At 52.6% G+C, this 16,097-nt stretch carries 12 protein-coding genes; 6 read left to right on the top strand and 6 right to left on the bottom strand.

The features are described 5' to 3' along the window. Positions 1–23: 23 nt before the first annotated feature. Complete coding sequence (locus tag HJG54_RS06520) at positions 24–1,142, top strand: tetratricopeptide repeat protein (protein WP_316434023.1); 1,119 nt, start codon at positions 24–26, stop codon at positions 1,140–1,142. A gap of 396 nt (positions 1,143–1,538) precedes the next feature. Beyond that, positions 1,539–2,642, top strand: coding sequence for an AI-2E family transporter (locus tag HJG54_RS06515; RefSeq protein WP_036002994.1), 1,104 nt, complete (start codon positions 1,539–1,541; stop codon positions 2,640–2,642). 229 nt (positions 2,643–2,871) lie between these two features. On the opposite strand, the gene ftsE is transcribed toward HJG54_RS06515, so the two are convergent. Next, positions 2,872–3,651: a cell division ATP-binding protein FtsE gene (ftsE, locus tag HJG54_RS06510; protein ID WP_316434022.1), complete on the bottom strand. Its 780-nt coding sequence runs from the start codon at positions 3,649–3,651 to the stop codon at positions 2,872–2,874. A gap of 198 nt (positions 3,652–3,849) precedes the next feature. Then, entirely contained in the window at positions 3,850–4,590 is a 741-nt protein-coding gene (locus HJG54_RS06505) for a WecB/TagA/CpsF family glycosyltransferase (RefSeq protein ID WP_316434021.1), read from the bottom strand. A 323-nt stretch (positions 4,591–4,913) separates the two neighbouring features. On the opposite strand from HJG54_RS06505, the gene HJG54_RS06500 reads away from it, so the two are divergent. Together HJG54_RS06500 and HJG54_RS06495 are read left to right on the top strand one after the other, a co-directional pair. Continuing rightward, positions 4,914–6,101 (top strand): NAD(P)/FAD-dependent oxidoreductase, encoded by a 1,188-nt coding sequence (locus HJG54_RS06500; RefSeq protein ID WP_316434020.1) that lies wholly within the window; start codon positions 4,914–4,916, stop codon positions 6,099–6,101. Further along, positions 6,098–6,748 (top strand): HAD-IA family hydrolase, encoded by a 651-nt coding sequence (locus tag HJG54_RS06495; RefSeq protein WP_316434019.1) that lies wholly within the window; start codon positions 6,098–6,100, stop codon positions 6,746–6,748. The genes HJG54_RS06500 and HJG54_RS06495 overlap by 4 nt, the downstream gene beginning before the upstream one ends. Before the next feature lie 80 nt (positions 6,749–6,828). On the opposite strand, the gene queA is transcribed toward HJG54_RS06495, so the two are convergent. Beyond that, positions 6,829–7,929: a tRNA preQ1(34) S-adenosylmethionine ribosyltransferase-isomerase QueA gene (queA, locus tag HJG54_RS06490; RefSeq protein ID WP_316434017.1), complete on the bottom strand. Its 1,101-nt coding sequence runs from the start codon at positions 7,927–7,929 to the stop codon at positions 6,829–6,831. 223 nt (positions 7,930–8,152) lie between these two features. Here queA and HJG54_RS06485 point away from each other — a divergent pair, with 223 nt between their 5' ends. Continuing rightward, the gene (locus HJG54_RS06485) at positions 8,153–8,542 is read left to right on the top strand and encodes a hypothetical protein (protein WP_036008442.1); all 390 of its coding nucleotides are present in this window, start codon (positions 8,153–8,155) and stop codon (positions 8,540–8,542) included. 109 nt (positions 8,543–8,651) lie between these two features. Here the strand turns inward: HJG54_RS06485 and HJG54_RS06480 are convergent, their stop codons facing one another. The 3 genes from HJG54_RS06480 to HJG54_RS06470 form a co-directional block, all read right to left on the bottom strand. Next, a complete protein-coding gene (locus HJG54_RS06480; protein ID WP_316434016.1) occupies positions 8,652–9,098 on the bottom strand; it encodes a YraN family protein in 447 nt (148 codons plus the stop codon). Positions 9,099–9,462: 364 nt separating this feature from the next. Then, complete coding sequence (locus HJG54_RS06475; RefSeq protein WP_316434015.1) at positions 9,463–10,191, bottom strand: peptidylprolyl isomerase; 729 nt, start codon at positions 10,189–10,191, stop codon at positions 9,463–9,465. A gap of 185 nt (positions 10,192–10,376) precedes the next feature. Further along, positions 10,377–11,135 carry a hypothetical protein gene (locus HJG54_RS06470; protein ID WP_316434013.1) on the bottom strand — a complete coding sequence of 253 codons (759 nt, stop codon included), beginning with the start codon at positions 11,133–11,135 and terminating at the stop codon, positions 10,377–10,379. A gap of 502 nt (positions 11,136–11,637) precedes the next feature. On the opposite strand from HJG54_RS06470, the gene HJG54_RS06465 reads away from it, so the two are divergent. Beyond that, on the top strand, positions 11,638–16,062 hold the full coding sequence (locus tag HJG54_RS06465) for a BTAD domain-containing putative transcriptional regulator (protein ID WP_316434012.1): 4,425 nt from the start codon (positions 11,638–11,640) through the stop codon (positions 16,060–16,062). The last annotated feature ends 35 nt before the right edge of the window (positions 16,063–16,097 follow it).

Here is a 16,097-nt window from a genome sequence, read left to right as displayed (position 1 = left end):
TCTCACACGCGCCAAAATACTCAATGAGATTAGCATTCCTACGACTGACCGTGGGTAAAAACATTGTATTAGCAGCCAGCTTGATTTGGGCCGGAACGCTGTTTGTGGCCCCGGTTGTCTCTGCCCAAACCTTACCGCCGCAACAACTTCCCGCCACGAATGACGACCGGCTGAATCAGCTGCTGGAACAAGGCCGCGATCTGGTTCAGGCTGGTAAAGTCCCCGATGCAATTGCGGTTTACCAAGAAGCAGTTCGGCTCGCGCCAGACAATGCCCGTATCTATTCGGCTTTAGGGTTTTTGCAGGCTCGGCAGAACAACTTCGAGGCGGCAGTTGAAGCCTACCAGCAGGCGATTGCCATCGATGCTAGCAATCCGGATTTTTACTACGCGCTGGGATTCTGCAAAGCCAACTTGGGCGACTATCAAGGAGCTGCTGACGCCTACCGCCGCACCACCCAACTACGCCGCAACGATGTGGAAGCCTATCTGGGGTTGGGCATCGTGCTGTCCCGATTAGGCGATTACGATGGCGCAATTGCTGCCTATCGTCAGGTGCTGGCCTCTAGCCCCAACAATGGGCGAATTTACGAATCGATTGGTTCCGCCTACCTCCAGCAAGGACAGTATCAAGAAGCGCTAGAAGCCTTGCAGCGAGCCAACCAGCTAGAGCCGCGCCGCAGCACAGTGCAGTTAAACCTGGGGGTGGCCTTACTGAACTTAGGCGATGTGGCCGCCGGCATGGATGCTCTCAAGCGAGCGGCTGAACTAGAACCCCGCAATGGCACGATTCACCTGCAAATTGGCGATGTCTATCGAGCGCAGGGTAATGCCGCCGCCGCCCGGGCGCAATACGAAAAAGCCGTAGCCGTACAGCCCAGTCTGAGGGAAGCCCACTTGGAGTTAGGTGAACTTTACCTGGAAGAGCAAGATTACCTGCGGGCCATCGTCGCCTACCGCAAGCTGGTGGAACTGGACCCCCAAGATGCCGATGCCCATTTCCAGCTTGGTGTCGCTTTACAATCTCGTGAGCGGAACCGGGAAGCGCTGAAATCCTATCAACAAGCCCGCGAGCTGTATCAGCAACAAAACAATCAGGAAGGCGTCCAAAAAGCCGAGGCCGCCATTGATGAAATCGAGTAGGGGTGAAGCATTTGTACCAATCAACCCCGCATGCAGGAAAAGCTTTGAATCAAATGCTTCACCCGTACATCCAGGCATTTGTACCAATCAACCCCGCATGCAGGAAAAGCTTTGAATCAAATGCTTCACCCGTACATCCAGGCATTTGTACCAATCAACCCCGCATGCAGGAAAAGCTTTGAATCAAATGCTTCACCCGTACATCCAGGCATTTGTACCAATCAACCCCGCATGCAGGAAAAGCTTTGAATCAAATGCTTCACCCGTACATCCAGGCATTTGCGCCAATCCAATCCGCCTCCAGGGAAGCCTTTGCATCAAATGCTTCACCCCTACCAGAATTGGCTGGTCTGTGGCATCCTAGGGGCATAATTCTGCTCGTGCGCTTGGGTGCCTATGTTCCAGTTTGCTAACAAGCTGCCCCGCTGGTATGGCGTTGGTTTGGCGTTTCCACTGATTTTTCTCAACGGCTGGCTGCTGCTGCTGTTGGTTGACAAGCTAGAGCCGCTGGTCAGTATTTTGATCACCGCGACGCTGATTGCGTTTCTACTCGACTATCCGATTCGGTTTCTAGAGCAGCTCGGTGCCAAGCGCGGCATTGCCATAGGACTCGTGTTCCTCTTGTTTCTGCTGCTACTAGTGCTGCTGGTCTTGGTGCTGGGGCCGCTGATTATCCAACAGGCTAATGAACTGCTGACCCGACTGCCAGACTGGATCGAATCCGGTAAACAGCAGGTAAAAACGGTGGAGACCTGGGCAAAGGCGCAGCAGTTGCCGATTGATGTCAGCAGCGCCATTACCCAATCGGTAGACCGGCTGACGATTGCCCTGCGTTCGTTTACGCGCCAGTTAGTCAATCTGATTTTCAATACGATTGGCAGCATTGTGAATGTGTTTTTGACCGTGGTGCTGTCGGTGTTTCTAGTGCTGCGGGGGCAGGAGTTGTGGAACGGTGTGTTAGGTTGGCTCCCGGCGTCCTGGAATCTGCAAGTGCGGGAATATTTGCCGGATAACTTTGAGCGCTACATTGCTGGGCAGGCGACGCTTGCAGCCATTCTAGCTAGCGTGCAGACGATTGCTCTGTTTATTATGGGTGTGCCCTTGGCGCTGCTATTTGGGTTTACGATTGGCGCAGCGAGTTTGGTTCCCTTTGGCGGTACCCTTGGCATCATCACCGTGAGTCTGCTGGCGTCGCTGCAAAGCGTTTGGCTGGGGGCCAAGGTCTTAGTTGTATGCCTGATCGTGAATCAGATTAGCGAGAATGTGATTGGTCCCCGAATTGTGGGTGAAATGACGGGACTCAACCCAGTCTGGATGCTCATCTCGGTGTTTATCGGCTTTAAGCTGAAGGGTGCCCTCGGTCTGTTCATTGCCGTACCCATCGCCAGCTTCATCAAAGGCACGGCTGACCGTATCCGGACTTCTAAAACAGTGCCACCCCTACTGGCCCTTCCCGAAGAAACGACTCCAGTGGAAAGCGGCGCAACTCCCTCCTCTTAGCTACCGTGTACACACAAGTCGAAGATCCCCCCTAGCCTCCCTTACAAAAGGGGGGAACCGTAGGCGAAGCCTGGGCGCAGCACCTACCAACCAGGGATTGAAGTCCCCCTTATCCTACGAAGGCGCATCCCTGTAGGGGTTTAGGGGGATTGAGGGGGATTAAACCCTTACATTGCGTCGCGATCGAGATCTGTGTACACGGTAGCCTCTTAGACGGGTTGGGCATTGCTCACCCGCGCACCCGAAACAAGCGCCCTTCGCGGATCTGCACGACCGGATAGCTAGACTGACGCACCAGATGCTCATCATGGGTGGTAATAATCACCGTGATGCCAACGGTATGAAGACGGCGCAGAATGTTGATCACCTGCATCGAGTTGTCGGGGTCGAGGTTGCCGGTCGGTTCGTCGGCCAGCAAAATTCGCGGCGTTCCGACTACGGCACGGGCAATGCTGACCCGCTGCTGTTCGCCACCCGATAGCTGATCGGGAAAACAGTTGGCTTTGTTTTGCAGCCCCACCATGCGCAGCGTTGGCATCAGGCGACGGTGGATTTCCTTGCGGGTAAAGCCCTGCGCCCACAGCACAAAGGCAACGTTCTCAGCCACAGTGCGTCTGGGAATCAGCTTGTAATCTTGAAATACGATTCCGATCTGCCGCCGCAGTTGGGCCAAGGCATTGCCCTTCAGACCAGACACCAAGGTATTGTTGACCCTGACTTCTCCCTCGCTGGGCTGTTCTTCCCCATAAAGCAGCTTCAGCAGCGTCGATTTACCTGACCCAGAAGGCCCAGTGACAAATAAAAAGTCCCCTTCCTGCACGCGCAAATTCACCTGATTGAGGGCACGGCAGCCATTGGGATACACCTTACTCACCTGCTCTAGCTCAACCATGACGCTAGCTGAGACAGGATTAGCAACATGAGCCGATGTCGCTTCAGTTGCACCGAGGTGGGAAGCAGGGTGACCGAACGGAGGAATGGAAGACCGATCTGGCGTAACAGGGCGCATAGTGAATTAAGGGAATCTCAATCAAGGGAATCTATGAACGGGCGCAAGTCCGGCCCATGTGACTGGATAGCCAGCAGATCGTTATCAGAGCTTTGTTATGCAGGCTTATTGTACTCGCTCTCTTCTAGAATATCCATTGATGAAAAATTAAACCTGCCGAGAAGAAAACCATTGGCAGTCCAGCAACCGCTTGGGAATCTAATGGTTCCAGGAGATCAGCGAACGCCAAGCAAACTTGGGCAGGGCTAACATGCGTCGCCAGCGCCAGGGTTCTTGATACAGACGGTAAACCCATTCCAAATTATTGTTGCGCAACCAGCCCGGAGCACGAGTTTTAGTGCCAGCCCAAATGTCGAAACTGCCGCCCACGCCAATCCAGCTCGCCTGAGGGCAGAGGTGGCGATGCTCGGCGATCCACAGCTCCTGGCGCGGCACACCCAGCCCGACTAGGATAATTTGCGGCTGCAGGGCGCTCAACCGTTGGCGGAGTTGGAGTTGCTCTTGGGCAGAGATGTAGCCGTGCTGCATTCCAACGATTTTTAATCCGGGTAGGCGCTTCTGCCACGCGGCAGCGGCAGCTTCAATCACTTCTGGTTTAGCTCCATAGAAAAAGACAGAGCAGGGCGGAGACAGCGTAGATGCCTTTTTTAGCAAAGCTTCAGCTAGCTCGATGCCCGGACAGCGCTGCACAGGTACCCCCCGCAGTTTTAGATAGAGCGCCACTCCCGCGCCATCGGGAATCACCAATTCCGCATTGCGGATCACGGTGGCGAGAGCTGGATTTTGCTCAGCCTGCATCGCCATTTCGGCATTCAGCGTTACTACATGAACACCCTGTTGCTGTTGGACTCGGTCAAGCAGCCAATCGCTGTAGCTATTGAGTAAATGCACCGGCAGGCCCAATACCGATGCCAGTTGCGGTTGTTCTTGCAAAAGCATGGTCGCCAATCACTAATTTGCCCCCCTATTATGCGGGAAGTTTATAAATTTTGAGTTTTGAGTTTTGAGTTTTAAGTTTTGAATTAGTAAGAGGATGATTGGAGAGGTAAGCAAGACGCTCAAATAGCCTCTGCCTCCTCAAAACTACGTGCTATGCCTAACGGCAAGCTATCGCCAAGCGCACAGGCTACACCACCAAAACTCAAAACTCAAAACTGTCATCACTTTCCTCGCTGCCGAACGCTGCCCCCAACTCTCAACCTGCTTGTTATTCTGTAAAGTGTTGCCGCTTCTTAACAACCATTCAGAACGCACTCAGAACAATGACTCAACACCCCCGTATCTGTATTCTTGGTGGCGGCTTTGGAGGTCTCTACACGGCTCTGAAGTTGATCCAATTTCCGTGGGAGCAGTCCCAACCAGAAATCACTCTGGTGGATCAGCGCGATCGGTTTTTGTTTTCGCCTTTGCTCTACGAACTGCTGACCGGCGAACTGGAAACCTGGGAAATTGCGCCGCCCTACACCGAGCTGTTAGCCAATACCAGCATTCGGTTTTGTCAGGCCGAGGTGGCAAGCATTGAGCTAGAGGCCAAGCAGGTGCAGTTAAAAGACCAGCCCGCCCTGTCCTACGACTATTTGGTGCTGGCAATGGGTGGTGAGACGCCACTGGATACGGTTCCCGGTGTAGCCGACTACGCGATTCCGTTTCGCACGATTGCTGATGCCTACCGACTCGAAGAAAAACTGCGGACGCTGGAAGCTGGTAATGCCGACAAAATCCGCGTTGCAATTGTGGGCGGCGGCTATAGCGGCGTGGAGCTGGCCTGCAAACTGGCCGACCGCTTGGGCGAACGGGGCCGAATCCGGATCGTGGAAGCTACCGACCAGATTTTGCGCAACTCGCCAGAATTCAACCGCACGACGGCTGCCAAGGCTCTGAGCGACCGTAAGGTCTGGATCGATCTAGAAACCAAGGTGCAGGCCATCACCGCCGATTCGATTTCGCTCGACTATCGCAACCAGGTGGATACAATTCCGGTGGAGATTGTGCTGTGGACCGTAGGAACCCAAGTGGCGAAAGTGGTGCAAGAACTGCCGTTGCCCCATAATGCCCGCGGTCAGGTGCTGGTCAACCCGATGCTGCAAGTCGTGGATCACCCTGAGCTGTTTGCCGTGGGCGATCTGGCCGAATGTCAGGATGCCGAAGGTCAGCGCGTACCGGCCACTGCTCAAGCCGCCTTTCAGCAAGCCGAGTATGCCGGTTGGAACCTCTGGGCTGCGATTACCGGCCGTCCCCTGCTGCCCTTCCGCTATCAGGCATTGGGCGAAATGATGACCCTGGGTACCGATAACGCCACTCTGGCTGGCTTTGGTCTCAAGCTCGAAGGACCGGCTGCCCATATTGCCCGTCGCCTGATCTACCTCTACCGCATGCCGACCCTCGACCACCAGATCAAAGTTGGGCTAAACTGGATTGCCCAACCGATTCGTGAATTGCTTTCGTCATGAGCCGGACTGTTCCCCAGGTGATTTTTCTTGACGCTGTTGGTACCTTGTTCGGCGTGCAGCAAAGCGTCGGCGCAATGTACCTGAATGTGACGCGCCGGTTTGGGGTAGACGCAGATGCCAAGGCGCTGGATCGGGCATTCTACCAAAGCTTCAAAAGTATGCCGTTTCCGATGGCGTTTCCCGGTGTGCCCGTCGAGCAGATTCCCCGCAAGGAATACGAATGGTGGGAAGCAATTGCCCGTGACACGTTTCAGCGCGCTGGCATCTACGATCAATTCAGCGACTTTTCCGCCTTCTTTGCTGAACTCTATGCCTATTTCGCTAGTCCCGAACCTTGGTTTATCTATCCCGATACAATTCCGTTTTTAAATTATTGGTGTAATCAAGGTGTTGATTTGGGTGTACTCTCCAACTTCGACACGCGCATTCACGCGGTCTTAAAAGCATTGGGCCTCACCCCCTACTTTGCTTCGATCACCATCTCGACCGAAGTAGGAGCCGCCAAACCCGATCCGCTGATTTTTCAGGTGGCCCTGTCGAAGCACAACTGTTCCCCAGACCAAGCTTGGCATATTGGCGACAGTTTGCAGGAAGACTATGAGGGCGCAAAGACGGCTGGAATGCGGGCGATTTGGCTGAAGCGATAGTGGTCAGGAGTTGGGGGTTGGGGGTTGGGGGTTGATTGACTGCCAAATCGTTTGCCCGTAATGGTCATACCTAATGTCGGTTATTGAACTGCTTCTGGCAGAATCAGCATCGCGTCGCCGAATGAGTAAAAGCGGTACTGGTCCTGGATCGCAATCTGGTACAAATCTAGCAGCCGCTGTCGTCCGATTAGGGCACTCACTAGCATCATCAGGCTGGATTTGGGTAGGTGAAAATTGGTGATCAGGCCATCCACAACTTGCCATTGGTAGCCGGGATAGATGTAGAGGTTGGTTTTGCCGCAGTAGGGTTGGAGCGTGCCGTGAATTGCAGCGGTTCCTTCCAGCGAACGAACTGATGTGGTGCCGACAGCAATGATGCGTCCGCCCTGCGCTTTGGTTTGATTAATCTGATCTACGGTTGCGGCGGGTACTTCCACCCATTCGCCATGCATTTGGTGTTGGGTGATATCGGTGGCTTCTACGGGGCGAAAGGTGCCCACGCCCACATGCAGGGTGACAAACGTCTGCTGAATCCCTTGCTGCCTCAGGCGCTCTAGCAAGTCGGGCGTAAAGTGGAGGCCAGCGGTAGGAGCGGCGGCTGACCCAGGCCGATTGGCATACACGGTTTGATATTGCTCTGGGTCGGCTTCTGATTCGGTGATGTAGGGCGGTAGCGGCACCTGGCCGAATTGGGACAGCAGCGGCAAAATCGACTGCTCGGCTGGCAAATCAAACTGGAGCAGCCGTCCGCCTGTGGATTGATCAACAGCGATTACTGTAGCCGTCAGGAGAGGGCGATCTGCTGTACCAAACTCGATGGTGGCTCCGGGCTTCAGGCGCTTTCCGGGTTTCACCAGCCCCAGCCATTGATTCGGTGTTTGTTCTTCCAGCAGCAACACTTCTACGGGCGTGCCGTTGGATTTGCGGCCATACAGTCGAGCCGGAATGACCCGCGTGTCGTTCATCACCAGCAAATCGCCTGGATGCAGTAACTCAGGCAGCTCGCGGAAAATGCGATGCTCGTAGTCTGGTGCGGCTTTGACCACGAGCAGGCGGGAACTGTCCCTGGGGACCACAGGGTTTTGGGCAATTCGGTCCTCTGGCAGGCTGTAGTCGTAGGACTCTAGCAGCAGATCGGGGTTAACGGTGGGTGGAGCAGGCAGGAAGTCGGGTCGAGTCATGCGAATGAGTGAGGAAACCAGCTTTTAATCTACTAGACCTAGGGTAGGCGCTGCAAAGCATTAATCTCGACCTGATTCTGCTGGATTCTGCTGGGTTGGCTTAATCCAAGAGTTGGGCCAAATTGGGTATATTCCCCATATCAGGTCGGGGGCATTTCCCCTAGTAGAAACTGGGGAATCCCGCGAAGATGAAAGTGTAGCATTTGCCAGGATTGTTTATCCCATGGAGTATTTGTATTACCTCGCGAATGCCAGTCTGACGTTGAGGATTGTTGAGCACTTCCATGCAATGCCCTGGCTTCCGGTCCGCTTCATTACAGTTATCCACCAAATTGATGGTTGGGTTGTGAAGGTGAAATTTAACCGTGCTCTTGATCCTCAAGAAGCTGGGGATTTTCGAGCCTTCCTGAATGAGCTGGGAATTCCTTACGAGCCTGAAGTTCGAGTTCAGATGGCGCTGTGGGGCTTGGAAACCGGACAGTCTCCTGTGGAAGTGATGCGTCGATATCAGGTGGCAGTCGTTTCCCACGGAACTCCCGATCGCACCGAAATCGAGGAATTCCGCAAACAGTTTGTCCAAGGCTTGGGCTATTGCCCCGAAACGCTGGCCTAGGATGCTAGTCTAGAAGATTTTTAAGTTTGGGTGGTGAACGGAGGGCGCAATTATCGCGCCCTTTTCTCATGCTGATTTTTCATTCTGATCATGATTCGCTTTTCTCCAGTCACTCAAAGGCCGCCACAATGTAATCCTGGAGCATCAGGCAGTACTGACCCATTGGCAGAGGTTGCCCTAGCTCAACTGTGGGAGGTGAAGTCATAGGAGAGGATTGCGGTTGGTCATAGACCTGTTGGTAATGCACAATCGCAACATCAAACCGACAGGGCAGTTCGGCCTGCTCTGGGTAGGTAGACAGAAACAATTGCGCCGCCCGCAGCAGTTTTTCTTGTTTGGCCGGAGTAATAGCTAAGAGGCCATCTGCATCCCAGTTGCCGGAACTCCGCGCCTTGACCTCAACAAAGGCAATCCAGGGCTGGGGCGTTTCTGTGAACGCTACTAGATCCAATTCACCCCAACGACAATGCCACCGCTGCGCCAAGATTTGCCAATTTTGTTGTTTCAACCAGTTAGCAACCAGGGTTTCGGCGAGTCGCCCTATTTGTTGAGACATAGAGGTGAAGGGGTGAGGGGGTGGGGAGTGGGGGGTGGGGAGTGAGGGGGTGGAGAAAAGGATCTGTAAATGGTTCTGTGTTGCTTTGTTGCCTGACCTGCCCGCAGATGCATCGCGGGCTAATGAAGTAAGTCCACTATACACTGGCGTTCCCGCAGGGTAGTGCGCTAAACCTCTTGCTGAGTCTGTGTAAGCAGACTTCCCCGATTAACAATTGATTCGCGGGTGGGAATTGACACAAAGCTCTGAACAGACTCGGAGAAAATTCTACCGAAATTTTGTTCGTTATCAGAGTTTGTAAACAGTAAACAGTGGGATTAAGCCGCTCTAGATAGTCGCAGTGACAATCTCACCCCTCCACCCCTCACCCCCTCACCCCCTCACTCCCCACCCCCCACCCCTCACCCCCACTCCCCACCCACTGGTCGAACAACTCTTGCAGTAACCGCTGCCGCATTGCTTGATCGAGACGGGCAGGCAGCAACTGCTCTAGGCGGAGAATTACGAGCGTTTCGCCAATCGGGATCGGGTGCCAGAGCTGACCAGGATAGCTGAGGCTGAGTAGATAGGCGAGGTCGGGATGGATTGCCCCTAGCTCAACCGGACCCACCAAGCTGTTCGCAGTTTCGGGAGCGTAGTGACGAGCCAGTTCAGCAAAGGATTGCTCGTCATCTTGCAGCCGGAAATATAGCTCTTGGGCGAGGTCGGCATCTTCTACCTGGAGGATCGAATAAATGACGCGGTCTAGCGTTGGTTTGCGCTGTAGGAAATAGGATTCGAGTTTGTGGCCCCAGGTTTGTTGCTTGAACTTCTCGATTCGACAGAGACGAGTTAGCAGCGCATCTAAATCTTCAGCCGTTAAACCACGCTGTTGACAGAACTGATCCTTGGCGGCATCTGAGGTTAATTGGTATTTGGCGATCAACTGCTGATGAGCAGCTGCGATCTCATCGGGGGTGCAGTCGATCTCGGCAATTGCAGCATCGATAATCAGCTCTTGCTGAAATTGCGGCAACAGTTGGTACTGCTTCAAGCGGGCCAGCATTTCTGTAATGGTCATCGCCTGAACATCGGGTTGGCAAAGCGTAAGCATATGACTCTCAAAGATTCTGGTGGATGAAAAAGTAAATTTTTCTGTAAAACTAGAAATCAAACTTTGTCGCGGTTTGTATAGCGTTTGTAGAGATGTACCCTTCAGCCTCAGTGGGAAGATCAGTAAAGTGGGATTCAGGGATTTAATCCAAATCCCACTCGGATCAACTCAGGAGAACCAATTGGTTAAGCGAGGGCTGACATATTAAGGCGGTAATCAACGCTGCCACTCACCTGGGCTACTTCAACAAAATAGTCACCAGTGCCAAGCTGTTTTCTAATTAAGTCGTTGCTTCCTGTTCCAGTGGCAACCAGTTCATTGGCTTCTAGTCTGCCGTTGCTGTTGGCATCTCGATACAGTTTTAGACCCGCATTCGTTGTGCTTGACTTAACATTCAAGCTAAGCGAGACATCACGATTTGTATCTAGACGGAAGCGGTAGTAATCAATCCGATCGCTAGAACTGACTGAACCACCAAAGTTGCGGAAACCATTCAAACGACCGATATCTTGAGCTTGACTGGGGCTATTATTGGGTTCTCTTTCAGATCCCAGACCCGGAGTGGCAGTGATGTCAAGTTTATAATTAGCAGCGCTGCCGCTTTTAGATACCTGCACGTGATAGATATTATCACCAGATCCGTCTAACGTAATGGTTTTTGATGTTCGGCCAAAGGTGCCATCAATAAATTCACCTGGATCAATTTGACCATTGTGATTGGCATCGCGGTACAGGAAGAAATTGCTATTTGTTCCAGTCAGCGTAATGGTAATTTTGGAGGTGGCTTGATTACCAGGGAGAAACCGGAAAAAATCGGTATCAGAACCACTGACGCTGCCTTCAATGGTTTTGGTGACGGATCTTGTACCGCCCGTGGGCAGTAAACCGAAAAGATTTTGGGCGGTTGCCATTGTATTGTTGGGTTCACGTTCTTGGATTGCCATGGGAAAAATTTCTCCTTGAATTGTGTTGGCGTAGGTGAGTTGTTCAACCTAAATTGAATCTAAACAACCGAGCGTTGATAAACCGTTACTGCGGCGTTACCGAGCGCTGTTACAGCATCTAAAAGGCTAAACCGAGCTAAGCGTTAACTTTTCTATCTTTTAAGTTGGCGGTTCCGAAAATACGGTTAGACGAGTGTAGTACTAGTCACCTAGAAGAATACAGTAGAAACACTCGGTAAAACCAATCCTGAATCGCTAAGCTAGCCATACTATTCACAAGTTGATGAACCATACTCAGAAATCAGCATGCAAGTTCCCAACTTACGCCACACGGCTCTGAGATGAGTTTACAGGCAGGCAGTTGTCTGAGATTTGTATAACTTGAACAAAGATTAAGCACAGCCCATTTTGGCAGTCAGGAGAGCGGTAAAAATTGATTGAACGTATACCATAAGTATGTGTGTACGGTAACTAGCAATCAGCACTCGGCTACTCTATACCAATGGCTCAACAGGTTCAAAGCACGAAACGATCACGGGGAGTAATCCTTTCCGATTATGGCTGGGAGCGTCTGCAAATGGCCGAACAGCAGGCCCACGCCAATCCCAGCCCCTTGACGTTGAAGCAACTGAGCGAGCGCACTGGCCTCAGCCCCAACACGCTGACGAAAGTACGAAATCGCAAAACACCCGTCGATCGGCAAACGGTGGCTGCCTACTTTCAAGCTTTTGGCCTCGATCTAACCCCCAACGACTACCTCCAATCCCCCCAAGATCATTCCCCCTGCCCCCCCACTTCCTCGCCCCCTACCCCCCTACCCCCCTACCCCCCACTTTCTCAGATCGACTGGGGCGAAGCCCCCGATGTCTCTGTCTTCTATGGCCGTCAGCAGGAACTCACGTCATTAGCAGAGTGGATTGGGCCAAACCAATGCCGTCTGATTGCCCTATTGGGCATGGGTGGGATTGGCAAAACGGCGCTAGCTGCCAAACTGGTGCAGCAGTTGGTGGAGACAGACTCCGACCGCCGCCCGTTCGAGTATGTGATTTGGCGCTCGCTGCGAAACGCTCCTCCACTAGAGGTACTGCTCGCGGAACTGGTTCCGTTTCTCTCTGACCAAGCAGATACCCAGCCTAACCTGCGGCGACTGGTTCATTGGCTGCGAACTCACCGCTGTCTGATCCTGTTGGATAACTTAGAGACGATTCTCGACCAGGAATTTGTCGGCCAGTTTCGTACTGGCTATGAGCAGTACAGCGAGCTGCTGCGCACCGTAGCCGAGAGTGCCCATCAAAGCTGTGTAATTTTGACCAGCCGAGAAAAACCAGCCGAGGTTGCAGCCTGTGAAGGCAATGCCGTGCGTACCTTGCAATTAGCTGGTTCACCCGAAGCGGCTGAAGAAATCATGCAGACGAAACGGTTGATAGGTTCTCTAGAGCAAAAGCAACAGCTCAGTGAACGCTATGGATATAGTCCATTGGCCGTTAAAATTGTCTCTATATCGATTCAAGAATTATTTGATGGCGATATTGACGCATTCCTGCAGCAGGACACACTGGTGTTCAACGGCATTCGGCGCGTGCTCGATCAACAGTTTGGGCGGCTCTCCGAGCTAGAAACCTTCATCATGTATTGGTTAGCCATCAATCGAGAATGGACGAGCGTAGCCGAATTGCAGGCCGATATTATTCCTGTGATTTCTAAACCGCGCTTACTAGAAGCTCTAGAGCATCTAAATGGCCGTTCATTGATTGAGAAACAGGCGGGAACCTATACCCAACAGCCGGTTGTGATGGAGTATTTTATCGATCGGTTGATTGAAAAGGTAACGGCTGAATTATTCAATCAGGAATTTCGCCTGCTCTTGACCCATGCCTGGATGAAAACAACCGTCAAAGACTATATCCGAGAAAGTCAACGGCGGCTGATTGTGAAACCGATCGCTGAACAGCTAACCCACGCCTTCGGCAGCACCGATGCGCTGGATTGTCACTTAAAGAAATCAATAGAAACGCTGCGCCAGCTCAACTTTCACACATCGGGTTATGGAGCGGGTAACCTGCTCAATCTTTGCTGTTGCCTCGGTTTGGATTTGACTGGCTATGATTTCTCGAACTTGACAATCTGGCATGCCGATTTGCAAGGGGTAAACCTGCACCAGGTTAACTTTGCTGCTGCTAATTTTGCCAAAACCGTTTTTACCCGTTCGTTTACCGATATCCTCTCGGTTGCCTTTAGCTCAGATGGTCGCTTTTTAGCCAGTGCTGACAGTAGCGGTAAGGTCTCGATCTGGGATACCACCACGTTTCAACTATTAGCTAAGTTAAGCGGCCATACAAGTTGTGTTCTCTCGGTTGCCTGGAAACCTGGAACCACTATCCTAGCTAGCGGTAGTGATGATGGCATGATTAGACTCTGGGATATTCAAACCGAACAATGTTTGCAAATATTAGAGGGAAACAGCGGCTGTGTATTCTCGGTCGCCTGGCATCCCCAAGAATCCATTTTGGCCAGCGGTTGCAGTAATGGCTACATTCACCTTTGGGATAGCGATACGGGTCAGATGTTGCTTCAGCCAGCAGGTCATAGCCGCACGGTTCGAGCCGTTGCCTGGAGCGCGGACGGACTGTTAGCCAGCGGCAGTGATGACCATACCATTCGGATTTGGGATAGCCACACGGGTGCTTGTCTGAAAACGTTGCAGGGCCATCAGGATCGCGTGCAAGCAGTAGCCTGGAGTCCCGATGGACTGTTAGCCAGCGGCAGTGATGACCACACCATTCGGATTTGGGATCGGGAATTGCTCGAATGCAAAACGCTCAGCGGACATAGCGATACGGTTCAGGCATTGGCCTGGAATGCAGACGGCACTCGTCTGGTCAGCGGCAGCAGCGACCAAACCGTGAGAATCTGGCAGATTTCAACCAGTCAGTGTATCCGAGTGTTGCCAGGACATACCAATCAAGTATTTTCGGTTGCCTGGTGTGCAGCTAAACCTCTGCTCGCCAGCAGTGATGTGAATCAAGCGCTGAAGTTGTGGAATCCAGAAACTGGCGATTGTTTGGCCTCACTGCAGGGCTATATTAATTTTGTGATGGCGATTGCATGTCATCCGGATCCGTTTATATTAGCAAGCAGTAGCGCCGATGGCACCGTGCGAGTTTGGCGAACCGATTTGCAGCAAGTGACGCTAGAACTCAAGGCCCACAATACCTGGGCAACAGCGCTCGATTGGAGTCCCGATGGCAAACAGCTCGCTAGCGGCAGCCATGATAAAACAATCAAAATTTGGGAACTAGAAACGGGCCAGGGTTTGCAAGTGCTGCAAGGAGACATGGACTGGGTTTGGGCACTGGACTGGCATCCTGAAGCAACCATCATCGCCAGCGGCAGTGCGGACCCGGTGGTGCGGTTGTGGGATGTGAATCAAGGCATCTGCCTGAAGCGGTTTGTCGGACATACCAACTCGGTACGAACCGTGGCCTGGAGTCCGGATGGAACGCTGTTGGCCAGCGGCAGTGCGGACCACACGATTCGGATTTGGGATACTCAAACAGGTGATTGTTTGGCGGTTTTGCAGGGGCATCAAGATACAGTTCTGTCGCTGGCCTGGAGTCCAGATGGAACGATTCTTGCTAGCGGCAGTGCCGACTGCACAATTCGCCTATGGCAGTTGCCATCTCTCACTAGTCGAGGTACTTGGCAGGGGCATCGAGATTGGGTCAGGGCAGTGGTTTGGAGTCCGGATGGGCAATTTCTAGCCAGCGGCAGTGCCGATCAAACGCTGAGATTGTGGGACGTGGAATCCGGCGAATGTCTCCAGCAACTGTTTGCCCATGACAGCAAGGTTTTAGCGTTGCAGTGGAGTTTGGATGGCACCGTGATTAGCAGCAGTGCGGATGCGGCGATTAAGTTTTGGCAGATTCTTACAGGACAATGCTTGAAAACGCTGAGAGTCTATCGTCCTTACGAAAATATGAACATTGCGGAGGTGCAGGGATTAACAGAAGCGCAACTATCAACGCTAAAAAGCCTGGGAGCTATCGAATTGCAACCCGTACCAGCAATAGATATTACAGCAGAGATTGAAGCTCCTACGGCAGAGAGCAATTCCACAGAGCTAGCAGAAACAGCCTCTCTGCGGCCATCTAGTTCAAGCTACCCATTGCACCCTTTAGTTTCTACCATACCCATCCTGCAAATTCAACTGCTGGGACAGTTCAACCTCACCTACGATGACAAACCCGTCACTGGCTTCTCCAGCGAACGTTTGCAGACTCTCCTTGCCTACCTGGTACTACACCGCCATACACCCCAACTGCGTCAGCACCTGGCATTTCTGCTATGGCCCGATTCCTCAGATAGCCAAGCTCGCGGTAATTTGCGCAAAGAGCTACATACCCTCCGCCAACTGTTGCCCAATGCCGACACCTACATCCAAACCGATGCCAAAACAATGCAGTGGCGATCCGACGCACCCTTCACGCTCGATGTCGCCGAATTTCAGGCAGCCATTCACACCGCAAACGCCGTCGCAATCGCTGGAAATTTCCCCCAGGCTCAGGCTGCTTCAATCCAGGCGTTGAGCATCTATTCGGGTGATCTACTGCCTCACTTACACAACGAATGGCTCGAAATAGAACGCGAGCAATTACGCCAAGAGCGGCTCCAGGTATTAGACAAGCTGGTCCAAATACTTGAACACCAGCAGGACTACCAGACGGCCCTCCGTCATGCCCAACAGCTCCTCAAGCTAGAACCTTTGCGAGAAGCCAGCTACCAGCGGTTGATGCGGCTCTATGACCTGAGCGGCGATCGGGCTAGTGCCTTACAGATTTATCATCAATGTATGACAACGTTACGCGAAGAGTTGGGCGTTGATCCAAGCCCGTTAACGCAAGAGTTATATAGCGGTTTATTAACGTAGAGACGTTTCGCAAAACATTTGTACATCAAATCCAC

The sequence above is a fragment of the Leptolyngbya sp. NK1-12 genome, from assembly GCF_032598965.1.
Taxonomy (GTDB): domain Bacteria; phylum Cyanobacteriota; class Cyanobacteriia; order Elainellales; family Elainellaceae; genus Elainella.
Note: the sequence above shows the minus strand (reverse complement) of the source record. Positions and strands in the feature narration are given on the sequence as shown.

What these genes read in the sequence shown, in the direction of transcription:
- HJG54_RS06505 (WP_316434021.1), bottom strand. Translation starts at nt 4,590, where the DNA reads ATGCTTTTGCAAGAACAACCGCAACTGGCATCGGTATTGGGCCTGCCG.
- HJG54_RS06475 (WP_316434015.1), bottom strand. Translation starts at nt 10,191, where the DNA reads ATGCTTACGCTTTGCCAACCCGATGTTCAGGCGATGACCATTACAGAA.
- HJG54_RS06470 (WP_316434013.1), bottom strand. Translation starts at nt 11,135, where the DNA reads ATGGCAATCCAAGAACGTGAACCCAACAATACAATGGCAACCGCCCAA.
- HJG54_RS06465 (WP_316434012.1), top strand. Translation starts at nt 11,638, where the DNA reads ATGGCTCAACAGGTTCAAAGCACGAAACGATCACGGGGAGTAATCCTT.
- HJG54_RS06485 (WP_036008442.1), top strand. Translation starts at nt 8,153, where the DNA reads ATGGAGTATTTGTATTACCTCGCGAATGCCAGTCTGACGTTGAGGATT.
- HJG54_RS06480 (WP_316434016.1), bottom strand. Translation starts at nt 9,098, where the DNA reads ATGTCTCAACAAATAGGGCGACTCGCCGAAACCCTGGTTGCTAACTGG.
- queA (WP_316434017.1), bottom strand. Translation starts at nt 7,929, where the DNA reads ATGACTCGACCCGACTTCCTGCCTGCTCCACCCACCGTTAACCCCGAT.
- HJG54_RS06515 (WP_036002994.1), top strand. Translation starts at nt 1,539, where the DNA reads ATGTTCCAGTTTGCTAACAAGCTGCCCCGCTGGTATGGCGTTGGTTTG.
- HJG54_RS06500 (WP_316434020.1), top strand. Translation starts at nt 4,914, where the DNA reads ATGACTCAACACCCCCGTATCTGTATTCTTGGTGGCGGCTTTGGAGGT.
- ftsE (WP_316434022.1), bottom strand. Translation starts at nt 3,651, where the DNA reads ATGCGCCCTGTTACGCCAGATCGGTCTTCCATTCCTCCGTTCGGTCAC.
- HJG54_RS06495 (WP_316434019.1), top strand. Translation starts at nt 6,098, where the DNA reads ATGAGCCGGACTGTTCCCCAGGTGATTTTTCTTGACGCTGTTGGTACC.
- HJG54_RS06520 (WP_316434023.1), top strand. Translation starts at nt 24, where the DNA reads ATGAGATTAGCATTCCTACGACTGACCGTGGGTAAAAACATTGTATTA.